Source organism: Streptomyces sp. WAC07094 (assembly GCF_036320405.1).
GTDB lineage: Bacteria > Actinomycetota > Actinomycetes > Streptomycetales > Streptomycetaceae > Streptomyces > Streptomyces lannensis.
In genome coordinates this window covers 8,125,777-8,144,558 of the sequence record NZ_JAVMJZ010000001.1, presented here as the reverse complement: position 1 = coordinate 8,144,558, position 18,782 = coordinate 8,125,777, and the positions used below count along the sequence as shown (strand labels likewise).

23 protein-coding genes are annotated in these 18,782 nt (G+C 70.4%); 13 read left to right on the top strand and 10 right to left on the bottom strand.

The features are described from left to right. On the top strand, positions 1-795 hold the full coding sequence (locus RCR19_RS36575) for an N-formylglutamate amidohydrolase (RefSeq protein ID WP_331269034.1): 795 nt from the start codon (positions 1-3) through the stop codon (positions 793-795). A 53-nt stretch (positions 796-848) separates the two neighbouring features. On the opposite strand, the gene RCR19_RS36570 is transcribed toward RCR19_RS36575, so the two are convergent. Then, entirely contained in the window at positions 849-1,334 is a 486-nt protein-coding gene (locus RCR19_RS36570) for a DUF2000 domain-containing protein (RefSeq protein ID WP_331269033.1), read from the bottom strand. Positions 1,335-1,512: 178 nt separating this feature from the next. Next, entirely contained in the window at positions 1,513-1,998 is a 486-nt protein-coding gene (locus RCR19_RS36565) for an Lrp/AsnC family transcriptional regulator (RefSeq protein ID WP_059126328.1), read from the bottom strand. Positions 1,999-2,315: 317 nt separating this feature from the next. Between RCR19_RS36565 and RCR19_RS36560 the strand changes: the two genes are divergently transcribed. Further along, the gene (locus RCR19_RS36560) at positions 2,316-2,522 is read left to right on the top strand and encodes a hypothetical protein (RefSeq protein WP_059126222.1); all 207 of its coding nucleotides are present in this window, start codon (positions 2,316-2,318) and stop codon (positions 2,520-2,522) included. 78 nt (positions 2,523-2,600) lie between these two features. Here RCR19_RS36560 and RCR19_RS36555 read toward each other — a convergent pair whose 3' ends face one another. The 3 genes from RCR19_RS36555 to RCR19_RS36545 all read right to left on the bottom strand — a co-directional run bounded on the left by RCR19_RS36555 (position 2,601) and on the right by RCR19_RS36545 (position 4,818). Next, positions 2,601-2,855 (bottom strand): DUF5133 domain-containing protein, encoded by a 255-nt coding sequence (locus RCR19_RS36555; RefSeq protein WP_331269032.1) that lies wholly within the window; start codon positions 2,853-2,855, stop codon positions 2,601-2,603. A 129-nt stretch (positions 2,856-2,984) separates the two neighbouring features. After that, entirely contained in the window at positions 2,985-3,425 is a 441-nt protein-coding gene (locus RCR19_RS36550; RefSeq protein ID WP_331269031.1) for an Lrp/AsnC family transcriptional regulator, read from the bottom strand. Positions 3,426-3,468: 43 nt separating this feature from the next. Next, complete coding sequence (locus RCR19_RS36545; protein WP_331269030.1) at positions 3,469-4,818, bottom strand: transaminase; 1,350 nt, start codon at positions 4,816-4,818, stop codon at positions 3,469-3,471. 354 nt (positions 4,819-5,172) lie between these two features. On the opposite strand from RCR19_RS36545, the gene RCR19_RS36540 reads away from it, so the two are divergent. Then, positions 5,173-6,405: a hypothetical protein gene (locus RCR19_RS36540; protein WP_331269029.1), complete on the top strand. Its 1,233-nt coding sequence runs from the start codon at positions 5,173-5,175 to the stop codon at positions 6,403-6,405. 481 nt (positions 6,406-6,886) lie between these two features. Continuing rightward, positions 6,887-7,225, top strand: a complete 339-nt coding sequence (locus RCR19_RS36535) for an STAS domain-containing protein (protein ID WP_331269654.1) — start codon at positions 6,887-6,889, stop codon at positions 7,223-7,225. Between the two features lie 250 nt (positions 7,226-7,475). Here RCR19_RS36535 and RCR19_RS36530 read toward each other — a convergent pair whose 3' ends face one another. Then, on the bottom strand, positions 7,476-7,952 hold the full coding sequence (locus tag RCR19_RS36530; RefSeq protein ID WP_331269028.1) for a MarR family transcriptional regulator: 477 nt from the start codon (positions 7,950-7,952) through the stop codon (positions 7,476-7,478). A 154-nt stretch (positions 7,953-8,106) separates the two neighbouring features. On the opposite strand from RCR19_RS36530, the gene RCR19_RS36525 reads away from it, so the two are divergent. The 6 genes from RCR19_RS36525 (at position 8,107) to RCR19_RS36500 (ending at position 14,051) form a co-directional block, all read left to right on the top strand. Then, positions 8,107-9,270 carry a PP2C family protein-serine/threonine phosphatase gene (locus RCR19_RS36525; RefSeq protein WP_331269027.1) on the top strand — a complete coding sequence of 388 codons (1,164 nt, stop codon included), beginning with the start codon at positions 8,107-8,109 and terminating at the stop codon, positions 9,268-9,270. A 216-nt stretch (positions 9,271-9,486) separates the two neighbouring features. After that, the gene (locus RCR19_RS36520) at positions 9,487-10,383 is read left to right on the top strand and encodes an STAS domain-containing protein (protein ID WP_331269026.1); all 897 of its coding nucleotides are present in this window, start codon (positions 9,487-9,489) and stop codon (positions 10,381-10,383) included. Continuing rightward, positions 10,380-10,799, top strand: coding sequence for an STAS domain-containing protein (locus RCR19_RS36515; RefSeq protein WP_331269025.1), 420 nt, complete (start codon positions 10,380-10,382; stop codon positions 10,797-10,799). Before RCR19_RS36520 ends, RCR19_RS36515 begins: the two co-directional genes overlap by 4 nt. Further along, positions 10,796-11,242, top strand: coding sequence for an anti-sigma regulatory factor (locus RCR19_RS36510; RefSeq protein ID WP_331269024.1), 447 nt, complete (start codon positions 10,796-10,798; stop codon positions 11,240-11,242). The genes RCR19_RS36515 and RCR19_RS36510 overlap by 4 nt, the downstream gene beginning before the upstream one ends. Beyond that, on the top strand, positions 11,239-12,318 hold the full coding sequence (locus RCR19_RS36505) for an ATP-binding SpoIIE family protein phosphatase (protein WP_331269023.1): 1,080 nt from the start codon (positions 11,239-11,241) through the stop codon (positions 12,316-12,318). Before RCR19_RS36510 ends, RCR19_RS36505 begins: the two co-directional genes overlap by 4 nt. Continuing rightward, a complete protein-coding gene (locus tag RCR19_RS36500) occupies positions 12,315-14,051 on the top strand; it encodes a SpoIIE family protein phosphatase (RefSeq protein ID WP_331269022.1) in 1,737 nt (578 codons plus the stop codon). The genes RCR19_RS36505 and RCR19_RS36500 overlap by 4 nt, the downstream gene beginning before the upstream one ends. 55 nt (positions 14,052-14,106) lie before the next feature. Here RCR19_RS36500 and RCR19_RS36495 read toward each other — a convergent pair whose 3' ends face one another. Next, complete coding sequence (locus tag RCR19_RS36495; protein ID WP_331269021.1) at positions 14,107-14,583, bottom strand: MarR family transcriptional regulator; 477 nt, start codon at positions 14,581-14,583, stop codon at positions 14,107-14,109. 298 nt (positions 14,584-14,881) lie between these two features. Between RCR19_RS36495 and RCR19_RS36490 the strand changes: the two genes are divergently transcribed. Beyond that, entirely contained in the window at positions 14,882-15,316 is a 435-nt protein-coding gene (locus RCR19_RS36490; RefSeq protein WP_331269020.1) for an ATP-binding protein, read from the top strand. A 99-nt stretch (positions 15,317-15,415) separates the two neighbouring features. Here the strand turns inward: RCR19_RS36490 and RCR19_RS36485 are convergent, their stop codons facing one another. The 3 genes from RCR19_RS36485 to RCR19_RS36475 form a co-directional block, all read right to left on the bottom strand. Beyond that, complete coding sequence (locus tag RCR19_RS36485; RefSeq protein WP_331269019.1) at positions 15,416-15,868, bottom strand: ATP-binding protein; 453 nt, start codon at positions 15,866-15,868, stop codon at positions 15,416-15,418. 276 nt (positions 15,869-16,144) lie between these two features. Further along, on the bottom strand, positions 16,145-16,510 hold the full coding sequence (locus tag RCR19_RS36480; RefSeq protein WP_331269018.1) for a PRC-barrel domain containing protein: 366 nt from the start codon (positions 16,508-16,510) through the stop codon (positions 16,145-16,147). A 166-nt stretch (positions 16,511-16,676) separates the two neighbouring features. Continuing rightward, the gene (locus tag RCR19_RS36475; protein ID WP_331269017.1) at positions 16,677-17,150 is read right to left on the bottom strand and encodes a hypothetical protein; all 474 of its coding nucleotides are present in this window, start codon (positions 17,148-17,150) and stop codon (positions 16,677-16,679) included. 356 nt (positions 17,151-17,506) lie between these two features. On the opposite strand from RCR19_RS36475, the gene RCR19_RS36470 reads away from it, so the two are divergent. Both RCR19_RS36470 and RCR19_RS36465 read left to right on the top strand, forming a co-directional pair. Then, a complete protein-coding gene (locus RCR19_RS36470) occupies positions 17,507-17,737 on the top strand; it encodes a DUF397 domain-containing protein (protein ID WP_079050168.1) in 231 nt (76 codons plus the stop codon). A 95-nt stretch (positions 17,738-17,832) separates the two neighbouring features. Further along, on the top strand, positions 17,833-18,753 hold the full coding sequence (locus tag RCR19_RS36465; protein ID WP_331269016.1) for a helix-turn-helix transcriptional regulator: 921 nt from the start codon (positions 17,833-17,835) through the stop codon (positions 18,751-18,753). Positions 18,754-18,782: the final 29 nt, after the last annotated feature.

The following is an 18,782-nucleotide window of genomic DNA, read 5'->3' as shown; positions in this document are numbered from 1 at the left end:
GTGTCCCGAGCCGCCGCGCCGTTCGCCCTGCTGCCCGGTGCCGAGGAGTCCCCCGTGATTCTTCATGTGCCGCACTCCGCCCGCGAGATACCGGCGGACGTGCGGGCCGGCATCCTCCTCGACGACACGGAACTCGCCCGCGAGCTGGACCACATCACCGACGCTCACACCGACGTCCTGGCCGGTCTCGCCGCACAGACCGCGGCGGTCGCTCCCTGGCGATTCGTCAACCGGCTGTCGCGGCTGGTGGTCGACCCCGAGCGGTTCCCGGACGAGCGGGAGGAGATGCTCGCCGTGGGGATGGGGGCGGTGTACACCCGCACGACGCACCGCCGGGCGCTGCGCCCCGCCGACCTCGACCCGCAACCTCTGATCGACCGTTACTTCCGTCCTTACGCACGGTCGATGACCGAGGCCGTCGCCGGCCGGCTGGCGGCCACCGGGCGGGCCGTCGTGCTCGACGTCCACTCCTACCCCACCGAGCGGCTGCCCTACGAGATGCACGGCGAGGGCCCTCGCCCGCCGGTGTGTCTGGGCACCGACGCCTTCCACACTCCGCAGGAACTGCTCGACCGGGCGCGTGAGGCGTTCGCGGAGTCGGGCGGGACGGAGGTCGACAGCCCCTTCTCCGGGACCTACGTTCCACTCGAGCACTACGGTGCGGACTCACGGGTCGCCGCACTGATGGTGGAGATCCGGCGCGACACCTACATGACGGAGCCCGGCGGGGCCGCCGGGCCCGGGCTCACCCGACTCGCCTCGGCGCTGGCGGCGGTGGTCGACGCCGTGTCCTGAGGCAGGGGCGGCCGGTTCGGGCGCTCACGGAGCGGACACCGTGCACCCGACGCTCATGGCAGAAGGGGGAGCTTCCCGACAAGCTTGCCGACCCGGTTGCGTGGACCCACGATGCTCACCGCGCAGTAGGCGACGTCCTCGGCCGCGGTCTTGCCCAGGGCGGCGCGGTAGTCCGCGTAGACCAGCGTCTCCTGGGCAAGGGCCGGCATGTCGGCGACGAACGTGTCCGCGTAGGACGCCGCCTTGGCACGGATGGCGCGGAGGGCTGCCGCGTCGGCGGCCAGGATCGAGCAGCCGCTCCAGGGCAGCCCCGGGTGGACGGTGCCCTCGGCGTCGGCCGCGTCCTCACCGAGCAGTCCCGCCACCGACGACTGCGTGGCAGCCGCAGCGCAGACGGCGGCGTTCACGGCGCGTCCCGGCGGAAGGTCGCGGTCGACGACCACGACCCACTTCAGGCGCGCCGCGCGGGTCGAAACGGTCGGGTCGATCTCCTCGGACGCGAAGCCGATGGGGGCGGTGGATTCCAATTCGTCGGTCATTGTCTGCTCTCCTGTGCATTTCTGCGGTCTGGAACGGAGAGCGTAGGCGTCTATGCGGGCGCGGGACATCGTGGCCGAACTTCGCTCGGAAGAGGGGTACGCGGGAGGCGCGGCTCCGTACGTCGTGCGGCGATCCCGGGCCCACGGCACCACATGTGCGGCCTCGCCCCTTTGTGCGTCAGCGGCCCTTGCGCCGGTCGCGCGGCCGTTCCGCGGCGGGTTCGATGCGGCGCGAGCGGACATGTTCGTACGCCAGCGTGGTCTGCACGTCGGCGACCTCGCGGCGCTCGGTCAGCCGGTCGATGACAAAGGCGTAGACGCCGTTGACGTCCGGGACGGCGATGTGGATGAGGAAATCGTGGGAACCGGACGTGACGAACAGCCCGATGGTCTCCGGCAGTCGGGCGGCCCACTCGCGGAAGCCCTCGATGACCGGGCGGGCCGGCGGCCGGATCCGGACCGCGATCAGGGCCTGTACCGGACGGCCCAGCGCCTCCAGCTCCACGGCAGCGTGGTAGCCCGTGATGACCCCCCGCTCACGCAGCAGCCGCACCCGCTCGAGCGAGGTGGACGGTGACACACCGGTCTTGGCGGCGAGGTCCCGGTTCGTCTGCCGTGCGTCGTCCTGCAGCTCGCGCAGCAGGGCGCGGTCCAGTGCGTCCATGTCCATGCGTCCACCGTACGCCGCATGAAGTGCGGTGTACGGTCCGTCGCTCCGCACCTTGTACATGGCTCGCCACCCCGCCCGGGAGGTGCACGACGTCTCGGCCGGGCAGGTATCCGTCGCCATGCACCCTCTCGCACACCGAACGTCAACTCACGTTGTGTGAAGGCTCGATCACGGTCGGCTTCATGTCCGGCGAGGCCTGGCCTCTCGGGATGCGCGCGGCGTCATCTCGATGAAAAGTGAGGGAAAGGTGGTGTCCGCCCGCGACGGTCGGCGGGTGCCACCACTGCGGATCGACTCGCATAGGAGACAAGATGTCGACGTCACAGCCTGATGCGTCTCGTCGTCCGTCCGATGATCACGCCACTCCGGACTATCTGCTGCACGTTGCCCCCACGGAGACTTCACCGGACGACCTGGTCCTCGCCTCGGGCAGGGACATCACCCCCAGCGCTCTGGCGTGGGCCGAGCGCAAACTCGCCTCCGAAGGGCACGCCGCGCTCGACAAGCTGCTGCCCTGACGCCTCCGCTCCGGACTCACCGCCCCGCGACCCCCGCCGTGGCGCGGTGATCCCGGTTCGGTGGCGGTCGTCACCCGGTCACGCCGGCACCGGCAGCCCGCTCTCACCGTCCGACTCCTGGGCTCCGACGACCCCGGCCTCCGCGACGAGCAGCGCGTCCGCCGCCGAGATCGCGTCGAACACACTCCGGGTCCCCATCATGATGCACAGCGTGTAGCTGACATCCTCGAGCTCCCGCACCCTTTCGGGCGTCTCCCGTTCGGCGAGAGCGATCTGCAGGGAGGCGTACCGGGTCAGCAGCTCTCTGACGACCTTCGAATCCGGAACGAGCACGACCAGGCCCTCTCTCTCGATTGTCGAGCCGAGTGCCCCGTCACGGACTGTTCATGCACAACTACGTTCCCGGAGGGGCACTTTGACATGCTATCGCCGCTCGCAGCTCGGAACGTCGCACAACTCCCCCTAACCCACATTCCACAGGAACCGGTGGGTATGAATGCCGAAGTACGGGAAGGACTGGATCCGTACGACGCCTTCGGTCTCCCGCACCACGTCGTTGACGAAATCGAGCAGTTCACGGGGCCCCGCGCAGACGACCTCCACGAACAGGTCGAACCCTCCCGACGTAAGCACCGAGTAGACGACCTCCTGGTGGGCGGCCAACTCCTCAGCGACTGCACGGGGGTCCGCGTCGACCCCGACTCCGAGCAGGGCCATCGCCTGGCCGCCCATCCGCATGGGATCGGTGACCCCGACCACCTGGACGGCCTTGGAGTCGAGGAGCCGCTGCAGACGCTGACGGGCCGCGGAGGCGGAGAGGCCGACCCGGGGACCGAGGTCGGAGTAGGCGATGCGGCCGTCGGTCTGCAGCTCACGAAGAATGGCCCGGTCGATCTCGTCCACGCTCTTCCTTTCCTGTGGTGGCTGCCCCGCCGGGCGAGCCGCGTCAGCCGAACAGCTCGGACAGGGCTGCGCCGAACACCTCGGTGTGGGTGTCGACATCCTTGTCGGTGGTCGCCGGGCACATCAACGCCATGTTGTGGAACGGCGTGAGCAGCAGTCCCCGGTTGGCCAGATACAGATGGAGGTAGTCCTCCAGGTCGGTTTCGGAGGCGGCCGCGGACTCCGTACCGGTGCGCGGGGCCGGGTACGCGAAGCGGTATTCGCTGCGGGCGCCGAGCCGCGAGACCGACCAGGGCAGGTTCCATCGTTCGATCCCGGCCCGCACACCGGCCTCGAATCGCCTCGAGAGCTCGTCCATAGCGGCGAACGCCTGGTCGGTGAGGACGTGTTCGAGGGTCGCCCGGGTCGCGGCGACCGACAGCGCGTTGCCGGCCAGGGTGCCCCCGACACCTCCCATGTCGACGAGGTCCAGGTCCGCACGGCCGAGCAGCTGCTCCGCCAGCTCCGCGGACAGCCCGTACGCACCCGCCGGAACGCCGCCGCCGATCGCCTTGCCGATGGTGAGCATGTCCGGCTCCAGACCCCACGCCGCGGTGCAGCCTCCGGGACCGGCGGAGAACGTGTGGGTCTCGTCGTTGATCAGCAGGGTGCCGTACCGCCGGGTCAACTCGCGGACGCCTTCGAGGTATCCAGGCTCCGGCAGGACGATCCCGATGTTGGTGAGTGCGGGTTCCATGAGGACGGCCGCCACATCACCGTGGGCGAGCTCCCGTTCCAGCCCGGCGAGATCGTTGAACTCGGCCACCCGGCTGGTCAGGGTGACGTCACAGGGCGCGCCCACATTGCCGGGCCGAGCGGCCCCACGCCCGTCGGGGCCGACCACGATCAGCGACTCGTCGACGCTGCCGTGGTAGCTGTAGCTGTTCACGAGGATCTTCGGGCGGCCGGTGACCGCCCGGGCGAGCCGTATCGCCCACCGGTTGGCGTCGGTCGCCGTCAGGGAGAAACTCCAGCGCGTCAATCCGAAACGCCGGGTCAGTTCCGCGCCGACCCACTCGGCGTCCTCCGTGGGCAGCATCGCGGTGGCACCACCCAGCTCGGTGAAGCGCCGCTGCACCGCCGCGGCGACCGCGTCGGGCGAGTGACCGGCCATCGCGCCGGTGTCACCGAGGCAGAAGTCGATGTAGTCGTGACCGTCGATGTCCGTGACGCGAGCACCGCGGGCTGCGGCCAGATAGCGCGGAAACGCTCCCGCGGTCTTGTTCATCCACGTCATCGGCACCCGGCCGAAGAGATGGTCGGCGCGTTCGTAGGCGGCCTTCGAACGCGGGTTCAGTTCCTGGGCTTCGGCACTCTCGCGGGCGAGGAGCCGGCGCAGTCGGGCGCGGTCCATGGTGTACCCCAGACTTCCGGCGACACGTGATGGCGTGGACCGTACGGCGGAATTCCGTACTGAGACAAGACCCCGCAATAGAATCGGTTGATCGAACAATGGAATCACGCGTAACGGGGTCCCTGAGCAACCAAGGAGGGCCACTTCGGCAGTCACGGAGTCCACCTGACCGGACACTGTCCGTTGGAGTCGATTCCTGGCGACGGAAGGCGTGTCTCGTCGATGTGGCGTACATCAATGCATGGCCGGGCACTACGGTGGAACAAGCGATCATGACCGATCTCGCCTCCGGGCCCGCGCTGTGCGCGGACCATACTGGGAGGCGTCCCCCGTCCTCACCCCGCAGAGTGGTCCATGGCAAAGTCCCCCACCGTCCCCGACACGGCCCCCGACACCGTGTGGCTTGCACGCGGGCGGTATCCCGGCCCGGGCGCCGAGGAGACCGTCCGCCGTCGGCTGCGGGAACTCCGGAGCAGCGAGGGCGTCCAGGACCATCTCGAGTTCGACGGCTCGGACGACGACGCGGCCCATCGTTCCTTCGAGGCCCGCTGGCTGGTCGACGACGACATCGTGGTGCGGGCCCGGCTGAACATCGAGCCGGCGCCCGACCTCGGGGACGACGAGCGGACCTGGGTGCTCGTGGCCGAGGCGGACCGGCCCTGGGACCCGGGTTGGCCCTCGCCGGCCACGGTCTTCTGGCCGGAGGACGCCGACGCCCCCTGGGACCACGACGTCGTCCCGGGTCTTCGCTTCCGGGGGATCAACCGCCTCCCGGCGGACGACCGTGCGCTTCGGCGTCTGCTCAAGGACTGCGCACGCCGCTCGTGGAGCATCCATGTGGTGGTCCACGAGGCGATGACCCCGGACGAGCGGGGGCTGCGCCCGCTGGCGTCCCTGCTGCCGACGGCCTTGCGCCATCGCGTCGTTGAGCACCGGGCCGCACCCGAGCAGTTCCAGGTGGTGAACTGGGCGCTCTACGACCTGGGGGTGCGGGTGCCGCGCGGGGGCGCCGTGGTGCTCCCCCGGGGTCCGGCCACGGCCGGCGCGGACGACCGGAACTTCAGCGTCCGTTCGGTGTTCCTCGACGGCTCGCTGCCCATGGAACTCATCGAGACGGTATGCCGTGCCGCCCGGTCGCCGTCGCCGCTGCCCGACGGGGCGCAGGAGGCGCTGACCCGACTGCGCGAGCAATGGCACCTGACGACCCTGGAGGAGGAACTGGCGATGGCGCGCCAACAGGCCGCCGCCTACGCCGAGGCCCTCGACGCCATGACGAAGTCGCGGGATCTGTACCGGGAGGCGGCCGACCTCGCCCATGAGGCTTTGGCGGCCTACCAGGAGTCCTTCGGCTCCCTTCCGGCGCCACGGCAGGAGCCGCGCAAGCGGGAAGGTTTCTCCTTGCGTTCCCTGGCCAAACCCCTGGACCGAGTGCGCGAGGGCGCCAGACTGCTCCGTCCCGGCGCCGAGGACCGCGCGCCGGGCACCGGCACTTCGGACGGCGAGTCGGCGTCGGCCGGGCCGGACGGGGAGCCCACCGCGCTTCCGCCGTCTGCGCCGGATCCCTCGCAGGCCCACGACCGGCGGTAGCCGGAGCGAACGCGCCCGCCCTCCGGCGACCGCCGGAGGGCACGTCCCCGTGTCCGGCCGGACGGAAAAGAGCCGGCCCCGCCGCATGCCGGGGGGGGATGGCAAGGGCGGGGCCGGACGGCTCGGGGGCACCAAGGGGGGTGGGCGCCCACGAGCGGTCTGCGATCTGGTGCCCGGCCACGGACGAAGTATGCGTCCGCCGCGTGCCCGATTTTCATCCGCCGGGATCAGTACGCGCGGCACCGTGCGCCACATCTGCCGCAGGTCCGCCACAGGCAGGTGTGGTGGGCGGTCCGAGGGGTACCTGGTGCCGGAATCGCCGCCGGGCACCGTCCCGGCGGCGAGATGTTGATCACTGCCGGAGCGTGGCCGGCGCTGCATCCGGTGCTCGCTCCGGGGTAGGCGGAGCCCCGCACGCTCGTCGTAACCATGGGAGGACATTGTGTCGGCTGAGCAGACCCCCCTGTCCATCGATGTGACGATGCCCCGCGAGGATGTCGCGCTGGTCGTCGTGAAGGGTTTCCTGGATGTGGACACGGCGACGGAGTTGCACCATCACCTCGCCAACCAGGTGCACCACGGTCGACGGCATCTGCTGCTCGATCTGTCGGCGGTGCCGTTCATGGACTCGTCCGGCATCAACATCATTCTCCGCGCCTACAAGGAGACCAGGCAGGTCGAAGGCTCCGTGGGACTGATAGCGCCGGCCCCGGCGGTGCGGCGCATCCTCGATCTCACGGGCGTCAGCCTCACGGTGCCCTCCTTCGCGAGCGTCGACGAGGCCCTCACGGGGACGAACGACACGCTGAGCAGGCCGTAGCCCGGGGGCTCCTACGCAGGACACCGCCCGCACAGCCCCCTCGCCGCCCGCGTGGGCGTTCGCGCACGCGGGCGGCTTACACGGCGGCAACACTTGCCGTTTGACAACTGTAGTCACCAGGCAACAAAGTGTGGGTCGTCGAACGTATGGAGGGAACTGGGATGTTGCGGTGGGCGGAGCCTTCTGCCTGCGCCGACAGACCGCGGCGCGCTCTCGGCGTCCCCGCGGGGAGGAGCTGTCCTCCCCCGGATCACGCCGTGCGGGCGTCGGCTCCGTCGACCTCGTGCAGCTGGGCCGCCGCAGTGGTGACGAATGCCTCGAGGCCCTGCAGGAGCGCCGTGCGCTTGGCAGCCGGCATCTGGGCCAGCACGGACTCCAGCGCGTGCTCACGACGCGACCGCAGCTCGGCGAGAAACGATCCGCCCCGACGGCTGAGGTACAGGCGCAGCTCGCGCCGGCTGGTCGAACTGGCCACGCGCTCGATGTACCCGACGGCCTGCAGCCGGTCGCACAGCCTGCTCGTCGACGGAGGGGTCGAGCCGAGGGCGTCGGCGAGCGTACGCAGGTTGATGCCCTCGTTGTGCTCGAGGATGAAGAGCACCCGCAGCTGGGAGGCGGAGACCGGGGCCGTCGATGCGCGTCCCCACAGGACTTCCAGCAGCTCCGCCGCCTCCGAGGTCACACGGGCCACCTCACTGGGCTCCGGACGTGGGCTGGAGGAAGTCACCTACTCACTCTCCCAGACTTCTCGGATGGTGTCGGCCTGCCGAGGCCACAGCTCAGGCACAACGATAGATAGGGACACCGGCGCCCGGGCGCGCACCCCCCTGCGGGACGCGGACCCGGGGTCGTACTAGAGGAAGAATGGCGTATCCGACATCGTGAACAGATTCGTCGCAGCTGAGAGAGCGCTTCGGAACGCGTCGCCACACCGTCTGGTGGACGCGCTCCGGGAAGTGCTGCGCAGCGCGTACGCGGCCGAGTCGGTCGAACTTCTGATGGCCGACTACGGGCTCTCCGTACTCCAGGCCGTCGCGGCGCAGCCCTGCACCTCGGATCCCGTCCCCGTGCACGGCAGCACGGCGGGGCGGGCCTTCGGCGCCCAGGACCCGGTCACGGAGGAGATCGGCGACCGGGTCAGGATCCACCTGCCGGTGACCGTGCGCGGAGACCGGCTCGGTGTGCTGGTGGTCGTACTCCCGTCGGACGGTGCCGCCGAGGCCCTGCCCGAGCTCATCGACATCGCCGAGGTCCTGGGGCACGAGGTGATCGTCGCCGCGCGCGACACGGACGTCTATCTCCGGGCCAGCCGACGCGACCGCCTGACGCTCGCGGCCGAGATGCAGTGGCAACTGCTCCCGGGCCGGTCGTGCTCGCGGCCCGAGTACGCGCTGGGCGCGCAACTGGAGCCCGCGTACGCGATCTTCGGAGACAACTTCGACTGGTCCGCGGGGTCCGACGGTCTGATGGTGTACATCACCAACGGCATGGGTGAGGGTATCGAGGCCTCGCTGCTGACCAACCTGGGCATCAACGCACTGCGCAACGCGCGGCGCGCCGGCATCCCCATCGAGGACCAGGCGGCCCTCGCCGACCAGGCCGTCTACGCCCAGTACCGGGGCGCCTGCTACCTGTCGGTGCTCCTGCTGGACGTGGAACTGTCCACAGGGCGGGTGAAGGTGGTCGACGCCGGTTCCCCGCAGATGCTGCGCATGCGCGGCAGGAACGTCGAACGTGTCGATTTCGAGGCCCAGTTGCCGCTCGGCATGTTCGAGGAGACCGACTACGTCGCCCAGGAGTTCCAGGTCGAACCGGGCGACCGGCTCGTCTTCGTCAGTGACGGCGTCTACCGGACCATCGCTCCCGGAGGCGAGGAGTACGGCGAGCGGGCACTGGCCAAGGCCATCGCGTCGACGAGGCTTCTGCCCGCCGCTGCCGTACCGCGCGCCATTCTCAGAGAGCTCTCGGTCCACCGCGGTGGACCGGACCCGGAGGACGACGCACTGGTGGTATGTCTCGACTGGTTCGGCGGGCAGACCCCATAGGGTCTTCAAGGACGCCGGCGCTCGCGCCGCGCCGAACGGAAGCCATGTGTCCGCACGGCAGTCGGCGAGGTCCCTCTTTCGTTGGACGATCTTCTGGACAGCCACGGGTGTCATGTGCGATCCCGCATGATTACAGTTGTCGCGCGACAATGAACCGCGCTCTCCGAAGAGGCTCCCTCGCAGCCGGGGCGCAGACGTACGAAGGAGACCAAGGACGTGACGGACCAGTCGACAGCGAACCGGGGAACGTCGACACGGATCATCAGCGACTTCCTGCAACGCCGTCGCGAACAGATCGCTCAGCGCTGGGCGGACGAGGCGCTGTTCCGGACGGTGTTCACGGTCTCCCGCGACGAGGCGGCGGAAGCCGCCGGATCCCTGGTGGAGGCGCTCGCCTCGGTCGCCCTGTCCGGCCGGATCGAGGACCTGCGGGCTCCGGGCTTCACCGGCGTGCGTGAACAGCTCACGCGCATGGCGGGCTCACGGGCCCGAGGGGGCGCCGCCCCCTCCCAGATCGCCGACGAGGTCGCGGCGCTGCGCCCCTCGATCACGGATCTGCTGATCACCGACCTGGCCGGCTCGGACGGGGAGGCGTCGGGTCCGCATGTGATCACGCTCACCGTCCTGATGGGCACACTGCGGCTGTTCGTCATGGAGACGGCCCTCAGCGCCGGTGAGGAGATCATCGATCGGCAGCGAGTCCAACTGCTCGAAGTCGCCACGCCCGTCATCAAGCTGTGGAGCGGCATCGTCGCGGTCCCGCTGATCGGCACCCTGGACAGCGCCCGCAGCCAGGTCGTCATGGAGAGCCTGCTGGAGGCGATCGTCGACCAGCAGGCAAAGTTCGCGATCCTGGACATCACCGGCGTGCCGACCGTCGACTCCCTGGTGGCCCAGCATCTGATGAAGACGGTGGCGGCCGCACGCCTGATGGGGGCGGAGTGCATCGTCTCCGGCATCCGTCCGGCGATCGCGCAGACCATCGTCCACCTGGGGATCGACCTCGGCTCGGTCATCACCCGTGCGAGCCTTGCCGATGCTCTCGCCTACGCCCTGCACCAGGAGGGCGCCGTGATCGTCGACCGCGCGACGGGCGCGGGGGGCCCACGATGAGCTGGGGTCTCGAGGGCCCCGTCAGCACCCACGTCCCCGTCCTGAGGATCGGTGACGTCCTGCTGGTCACCCTCCAGGGCGAACTGCACGACAAGGCCGCGGAGCAGCTCCAGCAGGACATCGGCGAGGCCGTCGCGGGCAGTTCGGCCGGCACCGTCGTCATCGACGTCTCCGGCGTCGAGATAGTCGACTCCTTCCTCGGCCGCGTCTTCGCCGAGATCGCCGCGAACGCCAAGCTGCTCGCCGCCGCGACCGTCGTGGCCGGCATGCGCCCCGCGGTCGCCATCACCCTGGTCGAACTCGGACTCACCCTGCCCGGTCTGCGGACCGCGCTCGACGTCCAAGAGGCGCTGCGGATGCTGGCGCCGCCATCCAGTCCCCTGTCCCCCGGTCAAGGTCGCCAGGAGAACGCGTGACGGAGACATCGGGCCGCGTCGCCGCCTGCCTGCCCATCCGCTCGGACACGGATCTGGCATGGGTGCGGCAGCATGTGCGGCAGGCGGCTGCCGAGGTCGGGTTCGGTCTGGTGGAGCAGACCAAACTGATCACCGCGGCCAGCGAGCTCGCGCGCAACACGCTCGTCCACGGAGGGGGCGGGCAGGTGGAGTCCGTCTTCCTCGACCGCGGCCACGCCCGCGGCCTGCGACTGACCTTCACCGACGAGGGTCCGGGCATCCCCGATGTCGAGCGGGCCCTCACCGACGGCTACACCTCGGGCGGCGGACTGGGCCTGGGGCTGGGCGGAGCACGGCGGCTGGTCCACGAGTTCTCGATCGACACGAGTCCGGGCCATGGCACTTCGGTCACCGTGGTCTGCTGGGTCGGTGTACCGCCGCGCCCTCGTGAGGAGGCACGATGACCCGCGTCCGGGACGTACCCGTACACGACCCGACCCGGGTCCGGGACGTCAGGGTGGCGGCGAACGACGCCTGTGGCCTGGCGGGGTTCCCGGCGGACCGCGCGGCCGCGGCGGAGCTCGTCGCCACCGAACTCGCCACCAACCTGCTCAAGCACGCGGGCGGCGGCCAGATCCTCATCGAGACGGTGGACGCGGAGCCGGCATCGGACGCGTCCGCCCCGCAGCCGGCGCTCCAGATCGTCGCCATCGACCACGGGCCGGGAATCCCGGACCTCCCGGCCGCGCTAGGCGACGGCTTCTCGACCACGGCATCCCTGGGCGCGGGTCTCGGCACGTGCCGACGTCTGGCGGACGTCTTCGACGTCCACAGCACACCAGGTCACGGCACCGTCGCCCTCGCGCGGATACAGGCCTCGGCCAGGGCCCGTTCCTCCCGTACGGAGCAGCCGTACCGGCGCGACGCCGTCCCGGTACGGGCCGGAGGAGTCAACATCCCCTTCGTGGCCGGAGATTCGGGCGACGGCTGGGCCTGCGTGCGCTCGGGCGAGCGCATCACGGTGCTCCTCGCCGACGGACTGGGACACGGCCCCGCCGCGGCAGACGCCTCCGACGCCGCCGTCCGGCAACTGCGCCAGGCCGCCCATCTGACGCCCCCGGAACTGCTCGGGGTGCTGCACGGCGCGCTGCGCAACACCCGGGGCGCCGCCGTGGCCGTCGCCCAACTCGACCTCGCCGCGGGACGTCTGGCGTTCTCCGGCGTCGGCAACGTGGGGGCCCGGTTCCGCTCCGACGGCAACTGGCAGCACCTGCTGTCCCATCCCGGCATAGTCGGGGCCCACCGCCCGGCGCACCTCCCCCACCAGCGGCTGCCCTGGTCCACCGACTGCCTCCTCGTACTGCACAGCGACGGTCTGCCCAGCCGTTGGTCCCTCAAGGCGGGCGTGCCGTCCTCGGCCCTGGACCCGGCGGTGACGGCGGCCCTGATCGTGCGCGACGCCAGCAGTTCCGCCCGGCCCGTCCGCGACGACACCACGGTGGCCGTGCTGTCGCCCACACCGTCGGATCGTGAACCATGACCCACACCTGGCAGATCACCACCGTCGTCGACGCGGCCCGGGCCCGGGTCGCCATCGCCAGGCTCACGGCCGAGCACGGCGTCTCCGTCGTCGACCGCTCCCGTCTGGTCACCTCGCTCACCGCGCAACTGCGCCAGTGCCTGACCAAGGGCGGCACCTGGCGGCTGATGCTACGCGCCACACCGCTTTCCGGCGGCGACGAGCGGCGGCAGCTGCGGCTCAGCCTCCGTCCCGGCCCCGACGACACCGGGGCACCCACCTGGCGTGCCTCCGTCCCGGCGGACGGCAAAGCCGGCGGTCCCGGTGCCGAGCCGGCGCGCACGAGCCCGGCGGCCCTGGCCGAGGCGCTCTTCAGCGCGGACGACGACGCCGCCCGGGTCCTGGACGCCCTGTCGGAGCAGGAGGCGGTGGTCGCCTTCCACCGCGAGGAGCTGCATCAGACCAACCAGGGTGTCCTGGCCCTGCACGCCGAGCTGGACGCCGCCGGCGAGGCGCAGCGCGAGCTGTTCGCCGCCGAGCGGGCCGCCCGCACCGAGGCGGAGGAGGCACGCCGCCGGCTCACGTTCCTCGCCGATGCCAGTGCGGCGCTGACGGCGTCCCTCAACCACGGGGAGATCGTGCGCCTGCTTCCGGAGCTGCTGACGCCGGCCTATGCGCGCGGCGTCGATGTGTGGCTGCTGGCGGACGAGGAGGCGGAGCGGGGGCACGCCCCCCGTCCGGCAGCCGCCGTGGTGGCCGCGCGGACCGGCAGACCGCAGTACGCGGCCGCCCATCCCGGAGGGCTGCCAGGCGTGAACGACCGGCCCCCCTCGGCCCTCCACCCCACCGTGCCCCTCCTGTGCGTGCCCCTGTCGGCGCGCCGGACGACTCTGGGCGTGCTGATCCTCACCCCTCCGGGCGACCGGTGGGACCCGGACGACGCCGTGATGCTGATCGAGCTCGCCCGCAGGGCGGGAATCGCGATCGACAACGCGCAGCGCTTCGAACACAACCGCGACATCGCCGAGACGCTCCAACGGGCCCTGCTCACCGATCTGCCCAGCGGCCCCGGGCTCCGGCTCGCCGCCCGGTACCTCCCGGCGACCCACGGTCTCAATATCGGCGGTGACTGGTACGACGCCTTCCGCCAGCCCGACGGAAGCCTGATCACCGTCGTGGGCGACGTCACCGGGCACGGACTGCGTGCAGCGGTGATGATGAGCCAGCTGCGCACGGCCCTGCGCGCGTACGCCGTCGACGGAGGCAGCCCGGGCCGCCTCCTCACCCGGCTGCACCTCTTCCTGCACCATCTGCAGCCGGATCTGTACGCCACCGCGGTCATCGCCCGCTTCCGACCGGGCGAACGTGTGCTGACCTGGGCCGCCGCGGGGCATCCACCGCCGGTGCTGCGCACGCCCGACGGCAGGGTGCACACGCTCGACGCAAAGCCGGGCGCCATGCTGGGCATTCCGCTGCGGCAGGACATCGAGGACCACACCGCCGCGCTGCCTCCCGGCTCGACCCTCGCCCTCTACACGGACGGCCTGGTCGAGCGGCGGACGCAGGGCATCGACCCGGGCATCGAGCGGCTCACCGTCGCGATGGCCGATCTCGCGGAATCGGATCTGGACAGCGATCTGGAGGGCGCCGCCGACCGGGTGCTCGATCCCATGCTGCGGGACTCGGAGCGTGACGACGACGTGTGTCTGCTTCTGTGCCATGTCGACAGCGGCCAGGAGGCGTCACGGGCGTGAGGACGCACCGGCGGGGGACCGCCGGGGCCTTGCGACCACCTCGCCGGAGGTCCTGCTACGTCCCATGGTCCGGCCGGTTCGGCCCTGGTTCATGGGCTTCGCGGAAGGCGTGCAGTCCTTGTTCCAGCGAGGCGCGCTGCGCGGGTGTCATGGCGGCGAACACCGCCGCCAGGCTCGCCGACCTGCGCTCGGCCACCTCGGTGAGCAGCTTGCGTCCCTGAGTGGTGACCCTGAGCTGCAGCTCCCGCCGGTTGTGGGGATGCGCCACCCGCTCCAGCAGTCCCGCCACCTCCAGCCGGTCGCACAGTCTGCTGGCCGCGGGCAGTGCGATGCCGAGCGTCTCCGCGAGCGCCGTGAGATTGAGTTCCGAGCGGTACCGGACCGCCGTGAGCGCCTTCAACTGATGTCTGGAAAGACGCGGTGTGACCGCGTCCGATGCCGCGATCCACAGCGACACCAGACTTTCCACCGCGTCCCCGACCTGGCGGGCCAGCGCCTTGGGGCAGCTGCCCGCCTCCTCTGCCTCGGTCACCTCACGGTCAACTCCCACCGCGCTTCCCACACCTGCCGCGCCCTCCGCCTCGAACCGACACGGTCGATCCGTTCGGCGCCCCTACCCGCGACTCCTGGGAGTACACGACCGAATACGGCCCCTTCACGGGATCGATGCAGGACGCGCTTATCTCCGGCACATAGGGACATATGCGTCGTTTTTTCTGTGATCCAGGAGGCGTAGTCATCGTCATTCTGGCAACCGTGATAGAGGGGGCCGGGCGTCAGCGCGACGTACGAGGACAACCGGCCGGTGCGCCGGCCGGGGGAAGGACGGCATGGCAACCGAGCCGCGTTGGGACAACAAGACCTGGCCGTTCGAGTCGGTGGAGAGCCTCAAGGCCGGCTTCAAGGGCGAACTGCACGATGTGACGGACTCACGACTGGCGGCCGAGGAGTTCCTGCGCCGATTGGCGCGGGCATCGCCTCCGACGAGCCCCGAGCACTGGAACGACATACTCCTGGTGGTCGACGAGCTCGCCGCCAACGCCGTCCAGTACGCTCCGGGCCCCTTCGGACTGTGGATGCGGCCGACATTCGACGGAGTGCATGTGACACTGCACGACACCAGCACGACCCCTCCCTCACCACGGCCCTTCCGCCCCGGCCGCGCCGGCGGTATCGGCTGGCATCTGGTGAACACGCTGTGCGACCAGGTGAGTGTCGTCGTCCATCCGGACGGCAAGGACGTGCACGTCTTCCTTCCCTGGTAGCGGCGGGCAGACCCGCCCCGGGTGCCCGGCCGGCCGCTCATCGGGCGACCCGTCGGGGCTCCGGGGCGTCATGATTCGCAGAGCCCCGGACACGCGCCGTCACCCGAGCGGCACCAGCACGGTCACGATCTTGCCCCCGTCCGGACACCGCTCGATGGCGATGTCCCGTGCCAGCGTGATGATCAACGGCCATCCGTATCCCCCGACCGTGTCCCCTGCCGGAAGGGCGCCCGGGCCGAAAGCCGTCGAGGGGATCTCGGCGCTGCGATCGTGCACATGCAGCCGGACCCCTTCGCGCGTGGGTGTCGCCGCGAAGGCCACGAGACCACCGCCGTGCCGGATGGCATTGGACACCAGCTCCGAGGTGACCAGCAGCAGATCGGTGACGGCCTGATCGTTCGGCTGCGCCGCCGAAGCTCGCTCGCGGCCTCGCAGGACCGCCAGCACGTGGTCGCGGGCCGTCGCCGCGCTGGTGACGCCCGAGGCGGCCAGGATCGGTGTACGCAGCCGCGCGCAGACCTCAACGCCCGCGCCGTCCGGGCGAGTGTCCATGTTGGCCCCGCCGGATTTCCCTGCCGCACCGACGGCGGCCGGAGGTGCACCGCCCGGGGGCGGTTCCGCCGGTGTCATCGCTCGCCCTCGGGCAGCGGGCCTCGTCCGCCGGGCGGCCGGTTGCCGGGCGCCCGGCGGACGAGGGTGGATGTGACATGGTTTCGTTCGTTCATCGGTCACCGTCTACCCGGCCGCGCACGAGCCATGGGTGTGTCACAGCGGACCCGGCGCGACGTGCCCGATGATGCGGTGCCGGGTGACCCCGCGCCCGCGCCGTCACTCCGCACGTCGCGGTGGCAGACCACGGTAGTAGTCGTCGACCTTGGCCAGATATTCGGGATCGAGGGTCTCGCGATCCGTGCGGAACAGAGGTGCGTCCTTCACCTCGTCCTTCGAGCACGCCAGCGTGATCTGCTGTGCGTCGATGTCGATGCCACTGACGACGCCCGCGGGAATGAGCACGCTCTTGCCGAACACCCACACCCCGGTGTCGACGATCAGATGCCGCATGCCCGGCCCGTCGGCCTGCCGGTCGACATGCCCCACGGTTCCGTCCGTGGCGTCGACGGTGAAGCCGGCCAGATCCTGTCCCTCGACGTGGCCGCTGCCCGGTTCGTACATCCACGGCCTCTCGATGGTCACGATGCTCCCTTCCACGGTGGGTGTGGAGCAGCGGATACCCGTGTCTCCGGGGGCCATTCCGGGCAGGCGGGCACCTTCGTCGTTCCCTCACTGGAGACCGGGGCGCCCACCGCGCGACGGCCTCCCGGTGGGCGTCCGGCGACCCGCGGACGCAGGTTTTCGATCGTCAGGCCGCCAGTGTCGAGGCGAGTTCGGTCGCGGCCTCGACGAGCTCGACGTCCGGCTCGGCGAGCAGCTGACGCAGCCCGCCCAGGTCGGCATGGACGGCGCGACGAGCCTGCCGCTCCCAACTCACGTAATCATGGGGGTAATTGCGCAACTTGGGATAGGCGGTAGCCGTGCTCTCCCACTGCCGTGCATCCGCGATGTTCTTGAGCAGGTGGATGATCTGAACCCGACACGTCACCTGGGGAAGCCGGGCAAGTTCCCACAGGAACGGGACGGTGGCGGCCGTCGCCTGGTCGACGACGAAACCATATTGGCAGATTCGTTCCCTCAGGTCGCCGAGGGCCGCCCGGGCAGTGGGTTCGTCACCCCAGGCGAGACTGTGGAGCAGGACAGGGATGGCTTCCGCCGACCCGCTGGAGTCCTTGATGGCCTCCCACGGCACGTGCCCCAAGTCCTTGAGTGGTGTGGTCATTTCCGCTCCCCGCAGACAGTGTGGGGCCAGGCCCCGGGGGTCGTCCTCTCCGTCGCGACGGCGCGCTCGGCGTCATGACCCGGCAGGCCGCGCTCCCTGCCCGGGGCACAGCCTCGCCCGCCAGGGCGGCTCGGAACCCGGTGTGCAGGCAAGGACACGGTGGTCTCCCTGATGCGACGTCAGCGCACGGCGCCAGTCCAGCGATTGACGCCCCGCTATTGTCCACGCAGTCAGCAGCATCATGCAATTGCATGGGAAATTGCACGATGGGTAGGAGAACCACGGGGGCCCCGTCGGGTGCGTTCCGTCCCACGTGGGCCGGCGCCCCGTGTCGGAACGTGAGCAAGGAGACAGTGGTGCCTTCAGTGCCAAACGGAGTGCGGGCGAGCGCCTTGGGCGCCCGCTGGATCAAGAGCCGGCACAGCAACGCCGAGGGCAACTGCGTCGAGGTGGCGGCTCTGGCCGACGGGGCGGTCGCGCTGCGCAACTCGCGTGACCCGGACGGGCCTGCACTCGTCTACACGCCCGCCGAGGTGGCGGCCTTCCTGGCCGGCGCGAAGGAGGGCGAGTTCGACCATCTGGTGTGAGGTTCCTGGCGGCACAATGCTGTCGGCACACGCGACATGGACCGGTCGAGTGCGATACTGATGGTCTGTTGTCTGCCGACCGACTGGGAGTCAGGATGTCCGTCGAGTCCCGCCGCGTCTCTCGACTGGAACCGTATCTCAACCGGACGGAGCCCGCTCCGACTCTCCTGAAGATGCTGGTCGGGGTGCAGTTGGCCGGTATGCGTGAGGGTCTCGGCCTCTCCCAGGAGCAGGCCGCGCGAGCGCTCGGTTTCAGCCCCGCCAAGCTGTCGCGCATCGAGGCGGGCAAGGGCCGCAAGCCGCCGACGGAGAACGACGTCCGCTCGCTGCTGCAGTTGTACAAGGCCGACGACCACGAGGCCGCGGTCCTCGTCAAGCTGTTGCAGCGTGCCGGTGAGCCCGGCTGGTGGCAGCGCTACGACAAACGGCTGATGCCCGAATGGTTCGATCGCCTGGTCGGACTGCAGGAGGCGGCCGCAGCCATCCGCACCTTCGAGATCCAGTACGTTCCCGGTCTGCTGCAGACCGCGGCCTACACCCGGGCCGTGGTGGAGCGGGGACTGCCGTCCGCTTCGGCGACGGAGGTGGAACGACGCGTGGAGTTGCGGATGCGGCGGCGGCAGTTGCTGGCCCGTCCGGACGCCCCACAACTGTGGGCGATCGTCGACGAGTCGGTCCTGATGCGAGTGCTGGGCAGCCGCGAGGTGATGCGCGAACAGCTGGAACATCTCGTCGAGATGGCCCAGTATCCGCATGTGACCCTGCAGTTCGTGCCGTTGGACGTCACGAACGCCTCGGCGCCCGCGATACCGGTCACCTATCTGCGCTTCGGCGGTCTCGATCTGCCCGACATCGTCTATCTCGAGCACATCCGAAGCGCCAACTTCCTCGAGGACCGCGACGAGACGGAGGAGTACCGCATGGCACTCGACCGGCTCGCCGACGAAGCCCTCAACCCCCGCGAATCGGTGGCCCTGCTGCAGAGGACGCTCGAGGAGCGCTACTCCCGCAACTGACCACAGGGCCGCCGATCGCGGGGCCCTGG

Bases quoted from the DNA above. Each gene is read 5' to 3' on its own strand.
- RCR19_RS36570 (WP_331269033.1), bottom strand. From the start codon at position 1,334: ATGACCGACGAATTGGAATCCACCGCCCCCATCGGCTTCGCGTCCGAG.
- RCR19_RS36565 (WP_059126328.1), bottom strand. From the start codon at position 1,998: ATGGACGCACTGGACCGCGCCCTGCTGCGCGAGCTGCAGGACGACGCA.
- RCR19_RS36560 (WP_059126222.1), top strand. From the start codon at position 2,316: ATGTCGACGTCACAGCCTGATGCGTCTCGTCGTCCGTCCGATGATCAC.
- RCR19_RS36545 (WP_331269030.1), bottom strand. From the start codon at position 4,818: ATGGACCGCGCCCGACTGCGCCGGCTCCTCGCCCGCGAGAGTGCCGAA.
- RCR19_RS36540 (WP_331269029.1), top strand. From the start codon at position 5,173: ATGGCAAAGTCCCCCACCGTCCCCGACACGGCCCCCGACACCGTGTGG.
- RCR19_RS36535 (WP_331269654.1), top strand. From the start codon at position 6,887: ATGCCCCGCGAGGATGTCGCGCTGGTCGTCGTGAAGGGTTTCCTGGAT.
- RCR19_RS36515 (WP_331269025.1), top strand. From the start codon at position 10,380: ATGAGCTGGGGTCTCGAGGGCCCCGTCAGCACCCACGTCCCCGTCCTG.
- RCR19_RS36505 (WP_331269023.1), top strand. From the start codon at position 11,239: ATGACCCGCGTCCGGGACGTACCCGTACACGACCCGACCCGGGTCCGG.
- RCR19_RS36500 (WP_331269022.1), top strand. From the start codon at position 12,315: ATGACCCACACCTGGCAGATCACCACCGTCGTCGACGCGGCCCGGGCC.
- RCR19_RS36490 (WP_331269020.1), top strand. From the start codon at position 14,882: ATGGCAACCGAGCCGCGTTGGGACAACAAGACCTGGCCGTTCGAGTCG.
- RCR19_RS36485 (WP_331269019.1), bottom strand. From the start codon at position 15,868: ATGGACACTCGCCCGGACGGCGCGGGCGTTGAGGTCTGCGCGCGGCTG.
- RCR19_RS36475 (WP_331269017.1), bottom strand. From the start codon at position 17,150: ATGACCACACCACTCAAGGACTTGGGGCACGTGCCGTGGGAGGCCATC.
- RCR19_RS36465 (WP_331269016.1), top strand. From the start codon at position 17,833: ATGTCCGTCGAGTCCCGCCGCGTCTCTCGACTGGAACCGTATCTCAAC.